Origin of the sequence: Sphingomonas faeni (assembly GCF_024273235.1) — a bacterium.
In the GTDB taxonomy this organism is placed as follows: domain Bacteria; phylum Pseudomonadota; class Alphaproteobacteria; order Sphingomonadales; family Sphingomonadaceae; genus Sphingomonas; species Sphingomonas faeni_A.
Genome location: NZ_JANBVH010000011.1, coordinates 64,549 through 80,095, shown reverse-complemented (window position 1 = coordinate 80,095; position 15,547 = coordinate 64,549). Strand labels below are relative to the sequence as shown.

Annotated in this window: 11 protein-coding genes, 2 tRNA genes and 1 pseudogene; 5 read left to right on the top strand and 9 right to left on the bottom strand. The window is 66.7% G+C overall.

Translation table 11 applies throughout. The annotated features are described in order from the left end of the window. Window positions 1-29: 29 nt before the first annotated feature. The 3 genes from NLI89_RS08110 to NLI89_RS08100 form a co-directional block, all read right to left on the bottom strand. Window positions 30-1,991: a beta-N-acetylhexosaminidase family protein gene (locus NLI89_RS08110; protein ID WP_254686567.1), complete on the bottom strand. Its 1,962-nt coding sequence runs from the start codon at window positions 1,989-1,991 to the stop codon at window positions 30-32. A gap of 215 nt (window positions 1,992-2,206) precedes the next feature. Then, window positions 2,207-2,281: transfer RNA gene (locus NLI89_RS08105), tRNA-Gln, on the bottom strand. Window positions 2,282-2,333: 52 nt separating this feature from the next. Further along, entirely contained in the window at window positions 2,334-3,443 is a 1,110-nt protein-coding gene (locus NLI89_RS08100; protein WP_254686566.1) for a branched-chain amino acid aminotransferase, read from the bottom strand. A gap of 59 nt (window positions 3,444-3,502) precedes the next feature. Here NLI89_RS08100 and NLI89_RS08095 point away from each other — a divergent pair, with 59 nt between their 5' ends. Both NLI89_RS08095 and NLI89_RS08090 read left to right on the top strand, forming a co-directional pair. After that, the gene (locus NLI89_RS08095) at window positions 3,503-3,991 is read left to right on the top strand and encodes a MarR family transcriptional regulator (RefSeq protein WP_254686565.1); all 489 of its coding nucleotides are present in this window, start codon (window positions 3,503-3,505) and stop codon (window positions 3,989-3,991) included. A 130-nt stretch (window positions 3,992-4,121) separates the two neighbouring features. Next, window positions 4,122-4,195: transfer RNA gene (locus NLI89_RS08090), tRNA-Gly, on the top strand. 37 nt (window positions 4,196-4,232) lie between these two features. Here NLI89_RS08090 and NLI89_RS08085 read toward each other — a convergent pair. Together NLI89_RS08085 and NLI89_RS08080 are read right to left on the bottom strand one after the other, a co-directional pair. After that, entirely contained in the window at window positions 4,233-4,823 is a 591-nt protein-coding gene (locus NLI89_RS08085) for a GDSL-type esterase/lipase family protein (RefSeq protein WP_368077255.1), read from the bottom strand. 195 nt (window positions 4,824-5,018) lie between these two features. Beyond that, entirely contained in the window at window positions 5,019-5,975 is a 957-nt protein-coding gene (locus tag NLI89_RS08080) for an IclR family transcriptional regulator (RefSeq protein WP_254686564.1), read from the bottom strand. A gap of 121 nt (window positions 5,976-6,096) precedes the next feature. Here NLI89_RS08080 and lldD point away from each other — a divergent pair, with 121 nt between their 5' ends. Further along, window positions 6,097-7,230: an FMN-dependent L-lactate dehydrogenase LldD gene (lldD, locus tag NLI89_RS08075; protein WP_254686563.1), complete on the top strand. Its 1,134-nt coding sequence runs from the start codon at window positions 6,097-6,099 to the stop codon at window positions 7,228-7,230. 500 nt (window positions 7,231-7,730) lie between these two features. Here the strand turns inward: lldD and NLI89_RS08070 are convergent, their stop codons facing one another. Then, the gene (locus tag NLI89_RS08070; RefSeq protein WP_254686562.1) at window positions 7,731-8,132 is read right to left on the bottom strand and encodes a hypothetical protein; all 402 of its coding nucleotides are present in this window, start codon (window positions 8,130-8,132) and stop codon (window positions 7,731-7,733) included. Between the two features lie 47 nt (window positions 8,133-8,179). Beyond that, window positions 8,180-8,305 (bottom strand): annotated as a pseudogene (locus NLI89_RS08065) (SDR family NAD(P)-dependent oxidoreductase); the annotation flags it as partial. A gap of 143 nt (window positions 8,306-8,448) precedes the next feature. Between NLI89_RS08065 and NLI89_RS08060 the strand changes: the two are divergent. Continuing rightward, window positions 8,449-8,790: an L-rhamnose mutarotase gene (locus NLI89_RS08060; RefSeq protein WP_254686561.1), complete on the top strand. Its 342-nt coding sequence runs from the start codon at window positions 8,449-8,451 to the stop codon at window positions 8,788-8,790. Between the two features lie 63 nt (window positions 8,791-8,853). On the opposite strand, the gene NLI89_RS08055 is transcribed toward NLI89_RS08060, so the two are convergent. Continuing rightward, on the bottom strand, window positions 8,854-9,891 hold the full coding sequence (locus tag NLI89_RS08055; protein ID WP_254686560.1) for a N(4)-(beta-N-acetylglucosaminyl)-L-asparaginase: 1,038 nt from the start codon (window positions 9,889-9,891) through the stop codon (window positions 8,854-8,856). A gap of 204 nt (window positions 9,892-10,095) precedes the next feature. Here NLI89_RS08055 and NLI89_RS08050 point away from each other — a divergent pair, with 204 nt between their 5' ends. Then, window positions 10,096-13,167 carry a TonB-dependent receptor domain-containing protein gene (locus tag NLI89_RS08050; protein ID WP_254686559.1) on the top strand — a complete coding sequence of 1,024 codons (3,072 nt, stop codon included), beginning with the start codon at window positions 10,096-10,098 and terminating at the stop codon, window positions 13,165-13,167. Window positions 13,168-13,235: 68 nt separating this feature from the next. On the opposite strand, the gene NLI89_RS08045 is transcribed toward NLI89_RS08050, so the two are convergent. Then, window positions 13,236-15,518: an ATP-dependent helicase gene (locus NLI89_RS08045; RefSeq protein WP_254686613.1), complete on the bottom strand. Its 2,283-nt coding sequence runs from the start codon at window positions 15,516-15,518 to the stop codon at window positions 13,236-13,238. Window positions 15,519-15,547 lie beyond the last annotated feature (29 nt).

Here is a 15,547-nt window from a genome sequence, read left to right as displayed (position 1 = left end):
GGGGCCGAGTGCCCCATGATCGGTGCAGGTCATTTTCGCGACGGAGCGGCCGCGATCAGCGTCGGCGCGTCGGTCACGAACCGGTCCAGCACGCCGTCGGCGATCTTGATCGGGCCGTCGAACCGGGTCGCACCGGGGATCGTCTTGATCACTGCCGCCTCGCTGGCGAGCCGCTTGGCGTCGGCGAAATAACGATCCGCAGCGCCGCTGCCCCGGTTCGCGGCGTCCAGCCCCGCGGCGGTCAGCTGGAGCGCGCGTCCCCAAAGCTGCATCGCGTCGAGCCACGGTCGCGACTGCGCCGCGAAGCCGGGGTCGATCGTCCCGGAGCGGATGATGTCGGGTGCGTTGGCGATACCGTCTGCGCGCTCGGTCAGGTCGGCGATCGCCCGCTGCCGTGCCGCCGCATCGCCGTCCGCCAGCGCCTCGCGGACCGCGTCGAGCGCCGCCTTGAGTCGCGGTGCCTGCTCCTGCCAGGGCTGGCTGCCGAAGGTCGGCGCCATGTGCTGCGTATCGAAGAAGGTCAGCAGCGCCGCGGTCGCGCGTTCGTCGCCGCCCGCCAGTTCACGCGCGGAGAAATGCCAGGTCCGCTCGGCATCGTACGCCGTGTCGTTCCAGCCGAACGCAGCGACACCGGTCACCGCCGGGCGGCTCGGTGCCTCCTGGTTCATCGGGTTCGACAGGATGCCGGTCAGTTCGCCCGACAGCCCGGCCTCGCGCCGTGCATAGGGCGCCATCAGCAGCCGACCGGTGGTCTGCGCATAGTCGTTGACCGGATAATTGTCCCATAACAGCGTCTTGCGGCCGAATGCCTTGGTCGCAGCCTTCGCGTCGGGGATCGAGATGGCGGGCGGGACGACGTCGGTGCCGGTCCACTGGACGACGATCCGCGGGTCGAGATGCTTGCGCAACGCCGCCTTGTACGGGGTTTCCTTCGCATCGTAATATTCGGTCGGCACCATGATCAGCGGGCGCGCACCCGGATCCTTGGCGCTCAGGCTGGCCTGCACCGCGTTGAGCAACTGCGCCTGCGCGACGCCGGCCGCTTCTGCGCCTGACGGGCCGAATGTCGTCTTGTCGCGCTCGCAATTCCACTTGGTATATTCGATGTCGTCGAGCGCGACGTAGAAGCTGCCGACGCCGATCGCCCGCAACGCGTCGAACTTGCGTTCCAGCGCCTGCACGTCGGCGGGGTCGGAGAAGCAGACCGACGGCCCGGGCGAGACCGCGTAGACGAAGTCGACATGGTTGCGCCGCGCGGTCTGGGCCAGCGTGCCCAGCGACGACAACGTCGCGGCGGGATAGGCCTCGCGCCACCGATCGCGCGCGTACGGATCGTCCTTCGGGCTGTAGACATAGGTGTTCGCCTTCACCGTGGCGAGGAAGTCGAGATGCTTGGTGCGATCCGCCATCGACCAGGGCGCGCCGTAAAAGCCCTCGATCGTGCCGCGGATCGGCATTGCGGGGTGATCCTGGATCACCAGCGCGGGAAGGTAGGGGCGCCGGGCGAGCTGGCGGAAGGTCTGGACGGCGTGAAACAGGCCATCGGCGTCGTGACCGGCGAGCGTGATGATGCCTGCGCCGGCTGCGACGGTGGCGATCGTATAGCCCTCGGCGTGCGTGTCGAGCGTGGTTTTGCTGCGGGTAAGCGCATCGCGGACGATCGCCGTGGTCCCGGTGCCGATCACGATGTGCAGCCGATCGGGCATGGCGGGCAGTCGCTTGGCGGTCGCGATCGTGTCGACGCCCGATGCCGTCAGGATCTGGCGGACCAGCGCGACGGTCTCGGGTTCGGTGCCGGGCGCGACGATCAGGACGACCCGGGTGCCGAGCATGATCGTACCGCTCCCGAGCGCAATCGACGTCGGCGCGGGAAATATAGCCGGCAGCGTGGTGGGCTGCGCCGACACAGGTCCGGAGACCGCGCCCGAAAGCCCCGCCACTGCCATCACCAGCGAGGTGTAGGCGCCGATCTTGCGCGTGCGTTGCATCATGCGAGCTTCCCGGTACTAAATTGGTCTTGTGACCAATCTGTAGGGGCGCGGCGGGTTCCGGGCAAGCCATGTAACCACCGACGACGCGCGTTCGACCTTCCGGGCCTAATACTGCAAAAAACGTCTATTGCGACGATACGCAAGGGTCCCGGCCCGAGCGCAGTGTGGAGGCACGGTAATCGCGCGCGGAGGTCGACCCGATTTCAACTGAAAATTGGCTGGGGCGGCAGGGTTCGAACCTGCGCATGGCGGCATCAAAAGCCGCTGCCTTACCACTTGGCGACGCCCCAACAGAGGCGGCCTTATAGCGGGGCCGCGGCGCGTGAAAAGCCCTTCCGCGCGTCAATCCGCGAGATGGTGCAGCCAGTTGTTGGCGTCGGGGGCGGTGCCGCGCTGGATCGACACGAGCGCGTCGCGCATCCGCATCGTCAACTGGCCGGGGCCGCCGCTGCCGATCGTGAAGCGTCCCTCGGGGCTCGCCACAGTGCCGATCGGCGTTACCACCGCCGCGGTGCCGCACGCGAACGCCTCGACCAGTCGGCCACTCGCGGCATCCGCGCGCCACTGGTCGATCGTGTAGCCCTCTTCGCGCACCTCGATGCCCTGCGCGCGTGCGAGCGTCAGGATCGAGTCCCTCGTGATGCCAGGCAGGATCGTGCCGGTCAGCGCCGGGGTCGCCATGCTGCCGTCGTCGAACACGAAGAAGATGTTCATGCCGCCCAGTTCCTCGACCCAGCGGCGCTCGGCCGCGTCGAGGAAGACGACCTGGTCGCAGCCGTTGCGGATCGCCTCGGACTGCGCGAGCAGGCTGGCGGCGTAATTGCCGCCGCACTTGGCCGCGCCGGTGCCGCCTTGTGCGGCGCGGGTGTATTGCTGGCTCACCCAGATCGATACCGTGGGTGCACCGCCCTTGAAGTACGCGCCGACCGACGAGGCGAGGACCATGTAAAGGTACTCGGCGGAGGGCTTCACGCCGAGGAACACTTCGGACGCGAACATGAACGGGCGCAGGTACAATGCGCCGCCATCGCTCTCCGGAATCCAGTTCGCATCGGTCTTGACGAGGCGCTCGACCGATTCGAGGAACAGCTCGGTCGGCAGCTCGGGCATGGCAAGGCGTCGTGCTGAATCCTGGAAGCGGCGCGCATTCGCCTCGGGACGGAACAGCGCGGTGCCGCCGTCGGCGAGTCGATACGCCTTCATCCCCTCGAAGATCTCCTGCGCGTAATGCAGCACCGACGACGCCGGATCGATCGTCAGCGGCGCGCGCGCGGTGATCCGCGCATCGTGCCAGCCCTCCGTGTCGCTATAGCGGATCATCGCCATGTGATCGGTGAAGACGCGCCCGAATCCGGGATCGATCAGCCGCTTCGCCCGCTCGTTCGCCTCGACCGGCGTCGCGTTCGGTTCATGCCGAAAGGCGGAAGGCGAGGTAAAAGCTGGAGCGGACATCGAAAATCTCTCTCGTGGCGGGTTGCCGACGACTACGGGCGATGTCTAAACCGGTCAACATGCCTGCCACAGCGTCTTCTGCTTCACCCCTGTTCCTTCGGGAACCCGAACTCCGCCGCGGCATGGAGCTGCTGTACTTCGGCTACAGCCACCTGACCCGATCGATCGACCAAGGGCTCGCCGAGGAGGGGCTGGGGCGCGCGCACCACCGCGCGCTGTATTTCATCGCGCGAAAGCCCGACATGACGGTGAGCGAACTCCTGTCGCTGCTGGCGATTACCAAGCAGTCGCTCGGCCGCGTGTTGAACGAGCTGGCCGACCGCAAACTGGTCGAGACCCGGCCGGGCGAGCGTGATCGTCGGCAACGGCTGCTGCGGTTGACCGCGGAGGGTTCGAAGATGGAGCGCGAGCTGTTCGAGGCGGCACGGATCCAGATGGCCGCGGCGTATGCGAGCGCGGGGCAGAGCGCGGTGTCGGGCTTCTGGGCGGTGCTGGAGGGACTGGTGCCCGAGAGCGAGCGGTCGCAGGTGATCGCGCTGCGCGGCTAGCTGGTCTGGCCGGTCAGCCGGTCTGGCCGGCGGGACGATTTTGCGTTGACGTCGCCGCAAGGACTGTGGCACTCGGCCGACCATCGAGAGCCGGTCCATGAACCGGACCGACTGGCGTAGATCGCCATTCGCGGGTGTAGCTCAATGGTAGAGCTTTTGCTTCCCAAGCAAGTGACGAGGGTTCGATTCCCTTCACCCGCTCCATTTCACGATCGCTGAAATCCCAAGCCGAATGATCCAATCACAGCGGCTCTTCGCCGAGCAGGTTCGCCAGCGTCGGCTCGATCGCCTCGGCCATCATCCGCTGGCCATGGGTGTCGGGATGCAGCGGTTTGCCGTGCTGCGGCAGGCGCGGATCGTAGAAGAGCGTCTCGTCTAGCGTGCCGTCCGGACGGCGGAAGATTGCGCCGATATCGCGGTAGGCGACGCGGGGATCGGCTGCATAACGGTCGGCCAGATAGGCGTTCACCGCCATGTCGGTCGCCGATTTGGCGGCTGTGATCGCACTCGGTAGCAGTCCGAGCAGCAGGATCTTCGTAGTCGGCAGGCGGCGCTCGAGATCGTCCACGACCGCGTCGATGCCCGCCTGGGTCTGCGCCGCGGTTCGCCCGGCCCCTGCGGTGTCGTTGGTACCGATCAGCACGACCGCGACCTTCGGACGAAGCCCCTCGACCTCGCCGTGCTGGAGCCGCCAGAGGACGTTGGCAGTGGTATCGCCGCTGAACCCGAGGTTGAGCGCGCGGCGGGGCGCATAGTGTCTCGCCCATGTCGGCGCGAAATTCTCGTCCGGCGGCGCCGCCTTGTCATAGTTGTTGATGATCGAATCGCCGATCAGGACGACGGCCGGGTCGCGATGTTCAGCGATCGTGGCGAGGAGCGCGGTGACGATCGGCCCACCATCGCTCGTTCAGGCGGTCCGTCGCCGGTAGTGCAAGAGCCGGCGTGTCGGGCGCCTGCCGGGCGAATACGGGCACAGCCGCGGTAACCAGTAACGCAGGCAGCAGCCAGAGCGGGGATCGGCGCGGAATCACGCCAGATCCTCCCCCGTCGATGGTTGTGTCGCCCGCTTGCGCTTGCCGGGGGCAGCTACAGAGAGGCTGGGGTTGAGCGGCATCGCCTGCGGATCGGACCAGCCCAGCGCCTGCGGGATGGCGGTGGCGGTTCGTTTCAACGCGATCAGCGCTTCGTCGGCGGCGATGTGCGGGGTTTCGTCGATCACCTCGAGGAATGGGATCGTCAGGGCGGCGACGACATGTCCGTCATAGCCGAAGATGGGGCAGCTCATGTCGGAAACGCCCGCCATCCGGTTGCTCTTGCTCCATTCGTGGCCGCGGTCGCGGATCGCGGCGAGATGCGGGGCGAGGCTTGCACGGGTCGCGGCGTCGGTCGTCTCGTCGAGGATCGCGGTGCGCGCGTCCTCGCCCATGAACGCGAGCAGGACATGGCCTGAGCAATTCGTCGCGAGCGCGATGCTGGTGCCCAGCCGGACGGCGAAACCGGTCGGGCCCGGGCTTTCCTGCCGCAGCACGATCAGGCCGCTCGTGCCGTTGCGCACGACGAGGTGGCAGGACTGCATCGCGGTCGCCGCCAAGGCGTGCATCAGCGGCGCGGCGACATGCGTCAGTTCCTGCGCCGGGGTCGCGCGGTGGGCGGTTTCGAGCAGCTTGTAGGTCACGCGGTAGCGGTCGCTCGCGGGAGCCTTGTGCAGCCATCCGCGCCGATCGAGCACGACGATCACGCGGAACAGCTCGCTGATCGATCGCGACAGGCGGGTCGCGATGTCGCTGACCGTGAGCCCGCCCGGCTCGCGCGCGAGCAGCTCGATGATGTCGATCGCCTTTTCCAGCGCGGGTGCGGAATAGACGCGGGGGCCTGCGGTATCCGTGCCGGGAGCGGTATCCGGCTTGGGTGGTGGCGGTAGCGGTGGCGGGGGAGGGGGCATGGCGGGGCGATCGTGGTTGCGGACGCGAACCTTATGCCGCAAGCGCGGCGGGTCGATACAGCAATCTTTCATATCTGAAAGTTGCTCGCCGTGGTGGTGGCTTGCTAGGGCACGCCCGTACGCCGCGGTTTCCGGATCGATGCGCATGAATGGGAGACGCCGCATGACGATCGCCTCGACGCTCGATTTCCGCGAGGCTGCGCGCAAACGCCTGCCGCGGTTCCTGTTCGACTATGCCGATGGCGGTTCCTATGCGGAGGCGACGCTGGCGCGCAACGTGAGCGACCTGTCGGGGATCGCGCTGCGCCAGCGGGTTTTGCGCGACGTGTCCGATCTCGATCTGTCGACGACGCTGTTCGGCCAGCATCAGGCGCTGCCGGTCGGGCTCGGGCCGGTCGGGATCGCGGGGATGTACCATCGTCGCGGCGAGACCCAAGCGGCGCGGGCTGCGCATGCGGCCGGCGTGCCGTTCTGCCTGTCGACGGTGTCGCTGTGTTCGCTCGGCGAGGTAGTGAAGGCGGCGCCGACCGGGCCGACCTGGTTCCAGCTCTATGTCATTCGCGACCGCGCGTTTATGCGCGACCTGTTGGCGACCGCCAAGGCGGAAGGCGCGAAGGCGTTGGTGTTCACCGTCGACATGCCTGTGCCGGGCGCGCGCTACCGCGACCAGCATTCGGGGATGTCGGGGCCGCGCGCGCCGCTGCGCCGGATGTTGCAGGCGATGGGGCGGCCCGGCTGGGCGTGGGACGTGGGCTTGCACGGGCGGCCGCACCAGCTCGGCAATCTGGAGCCGGTGCTGGGCAAGGCGAGCGGGCTGAACGATTACATGGGCTGGCTCGGCAGCAACTTCGATTCGTCGATCGCGTGGAAGGACCTGGAGTGGATTCGCGCAGGCTGGGACGGTCCGCTGATCATCAAGGGCATCCTCGATCCCGACGACGCGCGCGAGGCAGCGGCGATCGGTGCGGACGGGATCGTCGTGTCGAACCATGGCGGACGGCAACTCGACGGCGTGCTGTCGAGCGCGGCGGCGCTGCCGGCGATCGCGGCGGCGGTGAAGGGGCAGCTGACGGTGCTGGCGGATTCGGGCGTGCGGTCGGGGCTCGACGTGGTGCGGATGCTGGCGCTGGGCGCGGATGGCGTGCTGCTCGGCCGGGCGTGGCTGTATGCGCTGGCAGCGCGGGGCGAGGCGGGGGTCACGCAGCTGCTGACGCTGATCGAACGCGAGATGCGCGTGGCGATGGCGCTGACGGGGGTGCGGTCGATTGCGGAGATCGACCGGGCTATTCTGGTTTGAAGAGGCACTAGAAGAGCCGGAACGCCCTCATCCTGGCCGCGATCCCGTCGGGTATATCCACCCCGGCGAAGGCCGGGGCCCAATTGGGAGCCAGTCGTAACTGAGGGCGGCGCTACGCCACTGCGACCTTTCCAATTGGGCCCGGCCTTCGCCGGGGTGGTGGCGTTGACCGGGGCAGGTGGATTGTGGAGATCGACCGGGATATTCTGGTTTCGTTCCGCGCTTCACTCCGGAAGAAGCATGTTTCCCCGCGAAGGCGGGGACCCAGACTGGGCTCCCGCCTTCGCGGGAGAACAAGGAAGCGGGAAGCGTGCTCGGTTGCTCAGTGGATCGTCGGCTGCAGCACCTCGCCCGAAACCGACGCCCAGCCTTAACTGCAAACCCCAGCACCACCAGGAAGCAGCCCGTCGGCATCAGCATCGCGGTATCGATTCCGGCGATGTCTGAGACGTGCCCCGTCAGCGCCGTCAGCGCCGCGCCACCGATGATCGCCATGATGATCAGCGAGGCCCCCGCGCGACGGAGCGGCCCAAGCCCGTCCATGCCGAGCGCGAAGATCGTCGGGAACTGGATCGACATGAACAGGCTCGCGAGCACCAGCGCGTACAGCCCGACCTGCCCGCCGACGAACCCGGCGACGCTCGCCAGCACCGCGCTGACCACCGCGAAGATTGCGAGCAGGCGAGGGGGGGGGCGATCCGGCCCATCAGCGCGGTGCCGGCGAACCGCCCGATCCCGAACAGCACGAGGCTGGCGAACAGGTAATCGGCGGCGTCGTGCTCGGCCATGCCGGGGACGTTCGCCTGTGCATAGCGGATCGTATAGCTCCACATCCCCACCTGCGCGCCGACGTAAAAGAACTGCGTGATCGTCGCGAAGATCAGCCGCGGATGGCGGAACACGTCGACGAACCGCGAGGGTGCGCCGACCGTCTCTACCGCGGCGCCTTCAGCGCGGCGCCGTCGCGGTCGAGTGCGAACACCCGGGCGCCCTCGTCGCGGAAGCGTTCGGCGGTGGCGCGGCCGATGCCCTGCGCCGCAGCGGTCACCACCGCGGTCTTGCCCGACAGTCTCATTCCATCTCCTGCGCGTCGTTGTGCGTTGGATCGGTTTTATTAGTCAAAGTAGCTTTTGTGAAGAGCCGCGATATGCTGAGGCGGTAGCCGGGGCCCGCGACGCGGCCAGATGAGGCTCCGGATGAGGCTGAGGATAAGCGAACATGGCATATCGGATCGTAAGCGCGCTCGACCTCGTCGACGACGCGGCCCTGATCGCCGCCTATCGTGAGCGGCACGCGGCCGGCGCGGTCTGGCCCGAGATCGTCCGCGACATTCGCGACCGGGGCTATCGCGACATGGAGATCTGGCAGGTCGCCGACCGGCTCGTCATGATCGCGGAGGTCGAGGATGATTTTCCCCGCGCCGCGGATCCTGCCGTCCAGTCGAAAGTCGCCGAGTGGGAATTGGAGATGGACCGCTACCAGCGGCCGATCGATCCGGCTGGTCCGAAATGGGCGGCCATGGAGCGGATCTTCTCGCTCCGGGACCAGCCGAGCGACTAGGCTCGCCCGGTCTTGTCCGGGTTGGATTGGTATTGTCTCACCAGTGGCATTGTCACGATCGCGTTACGCCTTGAACAAGGATGCCGCTTTCAGCACCGTCGTCCGGCCTGCCGCATTGGTCACGGCATAGGTGAAGCCGGGCAGCAGGCAGAACGCGCCGACATTGCCCCTGGGATCGAGCGCGAGGAAGCCGACCTGGACGCCGCGGATCGCATCGCCGCGCAGCTTGGCGATATGGCGGACCACCTCTTCGCACGCCTGCTGCGCAGTGGCGCCGCCGCGCATCGAGGCGACCACCCGCGCCGAGCCCGCGACCCGGGTGACCTCTTCGCCGAGCCCGGTCGAGGTCGCGCCGCCGACGCCCGCCTCGACGTACAGGCCCGAGCCGACCTGCGGTGAATCGCCGACCCGCCCGCGCATCTTGAACGCCATGCCCGAGGTCGTGCAGGCACCCGCCATCCGCCCGTCGGCCGTCCGTGCCAGCAGCCCGATCGTGTCGTGATCCAGCGCACCCCCCGGCGTTCGGGCCGGCGTTCGGGCCGGCGTGAGCCCGCGCACTTCGCTATTCGCTTCGGGTTGATATTTGGCGGTTTTCAGCCATTCCCGCCACGCCTTCTCGGACTCTGGCGTCAGCAGCGACTGCTGTGGAAAGCCCTGATCGCGCGCGAACCGCGTCGCGCCTTCGCCGACCAGGAACGTGTGCGGCGTCCTCTCCATCACCCGCCGCGCGACCGAGATCGCGTGCACCGTATCCTCCAGCGCCGCGACCGCGCCGACGCCCCCCGCATCGTCCATGATGACGGCATCGAGCGTCACATGCCCGTCGCGATCGGGATAGCCCGAATAGCCGACGCTATGATTGGCCGGGTCCGCTTCCGGTACCATCGCGCCAGCCTCGACCGCGTCGATCAGCGATCCACCTGCGGCGAGTCGTGCGAATGCCGCGGCATTGGCGGCGGCGCCGAAATCCCAGGTCGACAGGACCACTGCCCCCGATCGGCCACCGGTTGCCGCGGCAGCGGCAGCCTTGGAAAATGGCGCGGCCAAAGAGAAAGTCCCGATCGTACCGAGGCTTGCGAGCAGTGAACGGCGTGAAGTCATCGGTATCGGCCCTCATTTCACGTGATATCCGGACGGTATCGCGGTGCGGCATGGTTCGCCAGAGGCGTCACGCATTTGCAACAACCCGTCGTAAATGTTCCATAAAGGTATGGTATAGGTATTGACGCCAGGAATTATATGATCAAGCCTGTAACCCACACGCCGGGCAAGCGACGTCGCGCAATCCGGGACAAGGGGTAGGGTATGAACTTCAGTCATTCGGTATCGAAGATAGCGCTAACCGGTTCGCTGATGCTGTGGGCACTGCCCGGCGCAGCGCAGGAGGCGACGCCCGATTCCGTCACGCCGGCCCAGGCCGCTGCGCCGACCCCCGCCGACGCCAAGGTCCAGGCCGATGCGACCACCGCGACCACCGCAGTCGACCAGGATAGCGGCGCGAACGAGTCGATCGTCGTCACCGGATCGCGCATCCAACGGCCCAACACGACGTCGGCCGCGCCGATCACTTCGGTCACCGCGCAGGACATCCGCGCGCAGGCCGCGGTTAATGTCGAGGACGTGCTGAACCGCCTCCCGCAGGTCGCGCCGGACAGCCAGCAGACCTATAACGACTCCGACGGTCGCCAGCGGATCAAGCTGCGCAGCCTTGGGTTCGAGCGCACGCTGGTCCTGATCGACGGCAAGCGCCTCGGCACGCAGAACGGCCAGGACGTCGGCATCATCCCGCCGTCGCTGCTCGAGCGGGTCGATGTGCTGACCGGCGGTGCGTCGTCGGTCTATGGATCGGACGCGGTTGCAGGCGTCGTCAACTTCGTCCTTAAGAAGGATTTCGAAGGCCTTCAGATCGACGGCAACTACAGCCTCTACAATCACAACAACAAGGACACCGTGGTGTCGTCGCTGGCGCGCGCGTCGGGCTTCAACAGCGCCAAGGGCCTGACCAATGATGGCGGTCGTGCCGACATCACGGTCACCGCGGGCAAGAAGTTCTTCGACGGTGCACTCCGGGTCAACGGCTTCGTCAACTATAAGCATACCGACGAGGTGCTGCTGTCGGCGCGCTCGAATTCGGGCTGCTACCTGACTCAGTTGAGCCTGAACGCGCCGCTGTCGTGCGGCCTGACCCCGAGCAGCTCGACGAGCGGCCTCATCACGCCACAGACCGGCGCGAACGCCAACGCGCAATACGTCAACAACCCCAACGGCACGCGCGAATTCGTGCCGTTCGGTCCGGGTGCCGGCAACGCGTCGAACTATTTCAGCAACTATGCCTATCAGCGCCCGTCCGAGCGCGTGAACGCCGGCGGCTTCGTCAGCCTGGACATCGCACCGGACGCCGAGTTGTATGCGTCGGGCATCTGGTTCCGCGACAAGTCGTACAACAACTATCCGGCGATCGCGGGCGGCACCGTGAACGTCAACTGCAACAATCCGTTCCTGTCGGGATCGCAGGCGACCGCGATCTGCGGCGCGGCTGCCGGTACCACGGCGACGGCACCGATCGACCTGCGCTATCGCCTCGGCGAGGGCAACGATCAGCCGGATACGTACCTTAACACCGGCGTGCGCCTGACCGGTGGCCTGCGTGGCAAGGTCGGCGACGCCTGGACCTATGATGTCGGCGGCGTCTATGCGCGCAACCATCAGGATTACACGCCGAGCTTCGTCAACTCGACCAACCTGCAGAACTCGATCAACGTCGGCGGTACGCGTACCTCGCCGACCTGCGCCACCACCACCGATGCCGCCTGCGTGCCGTTCGACGCGTTCAGCGCCGGTAACACGAATGCCGCGCTGATCGACTATCTGTACGACCAGGGCACCTCGACCACGACCGGCACGCTGTACGACGTGCAGGCCAACGTGACCGGCGACCTCGGCAAATACGGTATCACGTCGCCATTCGCCGAACAGGGCGTCGCGATCGCGCTGGGCACGGAATACCGCAAGGATACGCTGAAATCGACCGCCGACAGCGTGTATCGCGCAGGCCTGGGCGGCACCGACAGCTATCTGAAGCAGGACGTCTGGGAGGCCAATATCGAGGTCCAGGCGCCGCTCGTCGAGCACAAGCGCTTCGTCGACCTGTTGCAGGTGAACGGCGGCTACCGCGTCTCGAAGTACAGCAGCAACCCGAGCACCTTCAACACCTGGAAGGTCGAGGGCATCTATGCGCCAGTCAGCGACCTGACCTTCCGCGCGTCGTTCAACAAGGCGCAGCGCGCACCGACCGTGGTCGAAATCCGCCAGGCGACCAACGTCGAGTTCGCCCGCGGAGGCTCGGGGACGTTCAACGATTTCTGCGCGCCGACCGTCACCACCAACGCGAATGGCGGCGTCACCTATGGCACGCCGATCGCCTCGCGCGATGTCTGCCGCGCGACCGGTCTTTCCGACGCGCTGTATGGCAGCCCGACGCTGATCTGCCCGGGCGATGCCTCGACCGGGGCGACCGGGTGCACGGTGCGCTCGGGTGGCTTCACCGCCGATCCGGAAACCGCCTACACGCAGACTTACGGCCTGATCGTGAAGCCCCGGTTCGTCCGCGGGCTGGTGTTCTCGGTCGATCGCTACCGGATCAAGATCAACGATTCGCTCGGCTATAACGACTACAGCTATTACACCGATGGCTGCCTGCGTTCGAATGGCGATCAGTATTTCTGCCAGGGCATCGTCCGCAATCCCGGCACCGGCACGCTGTATTCGTCGGCGGCGAGCAACCCGACCACCGGGTATATCCGCCAGGGCACGACCAATTTCTACCAGTCGATCGCGCGCGGCTATGATTTCCAGGCGCAGTACACGCTGGATCTGGCCAGCGCGGGCAAGATCGACTGGAACTTCAACGGATCGCTGACGACGTTTGCCGGTGGCCAGGATTCGCCGGTCCAGCCGAAGCGCAACTGCGTCGGCTATTACGGCAATGGTTGCGGTCAGCTAATTCCGAAATGGTCGCACGGCCTGCGCGCGACCTACACCACGGTCGACCGGGGCTTCAGCGCATCGTTCAACTGGCGCTATGTCGGATCGTTGACCAACGCGGACAATTCGGGTGACGAGGCGATCGGCGGCACCGATGCCCGCGCACGGACCAGCTACTACCGGGTCGCGCCGCAGAGCTATTTCGACCTCGCGCTCAACTTCGCGATCGCCAAGCAGTTCTCGCTGCGCCTGATCGCGAACAACCTGCTCGACAAGAGCGCGCCGATCGTTCCGGACTCGTACAACGTCGCGCTCGCGCGGACCAACACGATCCCGCAGCGCTACGACTCGCTCGGCCGCAGCCTGTCGATCGGCACCACGATCAAGTTCTAAGTCTCTCTCCCCCGACTGGGGCCCGCCAGCGATGGCGGGCCCTTTTTTTGTCGAGCGAGCAGGGACGTCTACGGGTTGATCGTGACGAAGCTGTCCATCACGCGCTTGCGACCGGACGTCTCGAAGTCGATCTCCAGCTTGTTGCCTTCGATCTCGGCGATCGCGCCGTAGCCGAACTTCTGGTGGAATACGCGCATGCCGAGCGACAGGTCGTCGCGACCCTTGTTGCCGAGACTGATCGCGCTGGATCGGCTCTCGACGACGCGCGCGGGTTTGGCGTTGAAGGTGCTGCCGGTACCGGCAGCGCGCTGCCAGCCGGGGCCTCTTCCAGTGCCGCGTGCCACGTCGGCGAAGGGATCGGCGCGGTCGGACCAGTTGGCTTGCCACAGGCTCGCGCCGCCGGACATCGTGGTTTCGGTGTCGATATGCTCGGCGGGGAGTTCGGCGACGAAGCGGCTCGGGATCGACGAGTTCCACTGGCCGTAGATGCGGCGGTTGGCGGCGTGGAGGATCACGGCCAGACGCCGCGCGCGCGTGATCGCGACATAGGCGAGGCGGCGTTCTTCCTCGAGGCTCTTCACGCCGCCTTCGTCCAAGGAGCGCTGCGACGGGAACAGGCCTTCTTCCCAGCCAACCAGGAATACCGTGTCGTATTCGAGGCCCTTGGCGGCGTGGATCGTCATGATCGTGACCTGTGGATCCTGCGCGCCGCCCTCGTTGTCCATCACCAGCGACACGTGTTCGAGGAACGCGCCGAGCGAGTCGTATTCCTCCATCGCGCGGACGAGTTCGCTGAGGTTCTCGAGGCGGCCGGTCGCTTCGACCGACTTTTCGGCCTGGTACATCGCCGTGTAGCCGCTCTCGTCCAGCAACTGTCGCGCGAGTTCGGCGTGGGGCAGGCTGGTCGCCATGTCGCGCCACCGCGCGATGTCGCCCACCAGCCGTCCGAGCGACTTCTTCGCCGCGCCGGTCAGTTCGTCGGTGTCGAGGATGCGCGCGGCGGCCGTCGTCAGCGGCGTGCCGGTGGCGCGGGCGAGCTGGTGGATGCGCGCGACGGCCTTGTCGCCGAGGCCCCGCTTGGGGACGTTGACGATGCGTTCGAAGGCGAGGTCGTCCGCCGGCTGGTTGACCACGCGGAGGTACGCCAGCGCGTCGCGGATTTCGGCGCGTTCGTAGAAGCGGAAGCCGCCGACGATCTTGTACGGCATGCCGATCGCGATGAAGCGGTCCTCGAACTCGCGCGTCTGATGCTGCGCGCGGACCAGGATCGCGACCTCGTCCAAGGACTTGCCAGAGCGGCGGACGATGTCGATCTCCTCGCCGACCCGACGCGCTTCTTCGGGGCCGTCCCAGACGCCGATGACCTTGACCTTCTCGCCGACGTCGCGCTCGGTCCAGAGCTGCTTGCCGAGGCGGCCGCCGTTGTTCGCGATCACGCCCGACGCGGCGCCGAGGATATGCGGCGTACTACGGTAATTCTGCTCCAGGCGGATGACCTTCGCCCCCGGAAAATCGCGCTCGAACTTCAGGATGTTCTCGACCTGCGCGCCGCGCCACGAATAGATCGACTGGTCGTCGTCGCCGACGCAGGCGATGTTCTTGCGCTCCTGCGCGAGCAGCCGCAGCCAGAGATATTGCGACGAGTTGGTATCCTGATACTCGTCGACCATGATGTATTTGAAGCGCTGCTGATACAGGCTCAGCACGTCGCGGTGCGTCTTCAGGATCACCAGCATGTGCAGCAGCAGGTCGCCGAAGTCGCACGCGTTGAGCGCGATCAGGCGGGTCTGGTATTGCTGGTACAGCTCACCGCCGCGGCCGTTGGCGTAACGTTCGGACTCACCGGCATCGATGTCGGCGGGGACGAGGCCCTTGTTCTTCCACTGGTCGATCAGCCCGGCGAGGCTGCGCGTCGGGAAGCGCTTCTCGTCGATATCGGCGGCGAGGATCAGCTGTTTGAGCAATCGCAACTGGTCGTCGGTATCGAGGATCGTGAAATTGGACTGCAGCCCGACCAGTTCGGCATGACGCCGCAGCATCTTGGCGGCGATCGCGTGGAACGTGCCGAGCCACGGCATCCCCTCGACCGCGTCGCCGACCAGCCGCCCAACCCGCTCGCGCATCTCGCGCGCAGCCTTGTTGGTGAAGGTGACGCTCAGGATCTCCGAAGGCCACGCCTTCCTGGTGAAGATCAGGTGCGCGAGGCGGGCGGTCAGCGCCGCGGTCTTGCCGGTGCCGGCGCCGGCGATGATCAGGACCGGGCCGTCGGTGGTCAGCACGGCCTCGCGCTGCGGCGGATTGAGACCGCGGAGATAGGGGGGCTCGGCGTGCGGCGCGGACGTTTGGGCGATCTGGTTCACCGGTGAACAGGTAGGGAACG

Excerpts from the sequence above, each read along its gene's own strand:
- NLI89_RS08055 (WP_254686560.1), bottom strand. The coding sequence starts at position 9,891 with ATGACTTCACGCCGTTCACTGCTCGCAAGCCTCGGTACGATCGGGACT.
- lldD (WP_254686563.1), top strand. The coding sequence starts at position 6,097 with ATGACGATCGCCTCGACGCTCGATTTCCGCGAGGCTGCGCGCAAACGC.
- NLI89_RS08060 (WP_254686561.1), top strand. The coding sequence starts at position 8,449 with ATGGCATATCGGATCGTAAGCGCGCTCGACCTCGTCGACGACGCGGCC.
- NLI89_RS08100 (WP_254686566.1), bottom strand. The coding sequence starts at position 3,443 with ATGTCCGCTCCAGCTTTTACCTCGCCTTCCGCCTTTCGGCATGAACCG.
- NLI89_RS08110 (WP_254686567.1), bottom strand. The coding sequence starts at position 1,991 with ATGATGCAACGCACGCGCAAGATCGGCGCCTACACCTCGCTGGTGATG.
- NLI89_RS08050 (WP_254686559.1), top strand. The coding sequence starts at position 10,096 with ATGAACTTCAGTCATTCGGTATCGAAGATAGCGCTAACCGGTTCGCTG.
- NLI89_RS08095 (WP_254686565.1), top strand. The coding sequence starts at position 3,503 with ATGCCTGCCACAGCGTCTTCTGCTTCACCCCTGTTCCTTCGGGAACCC.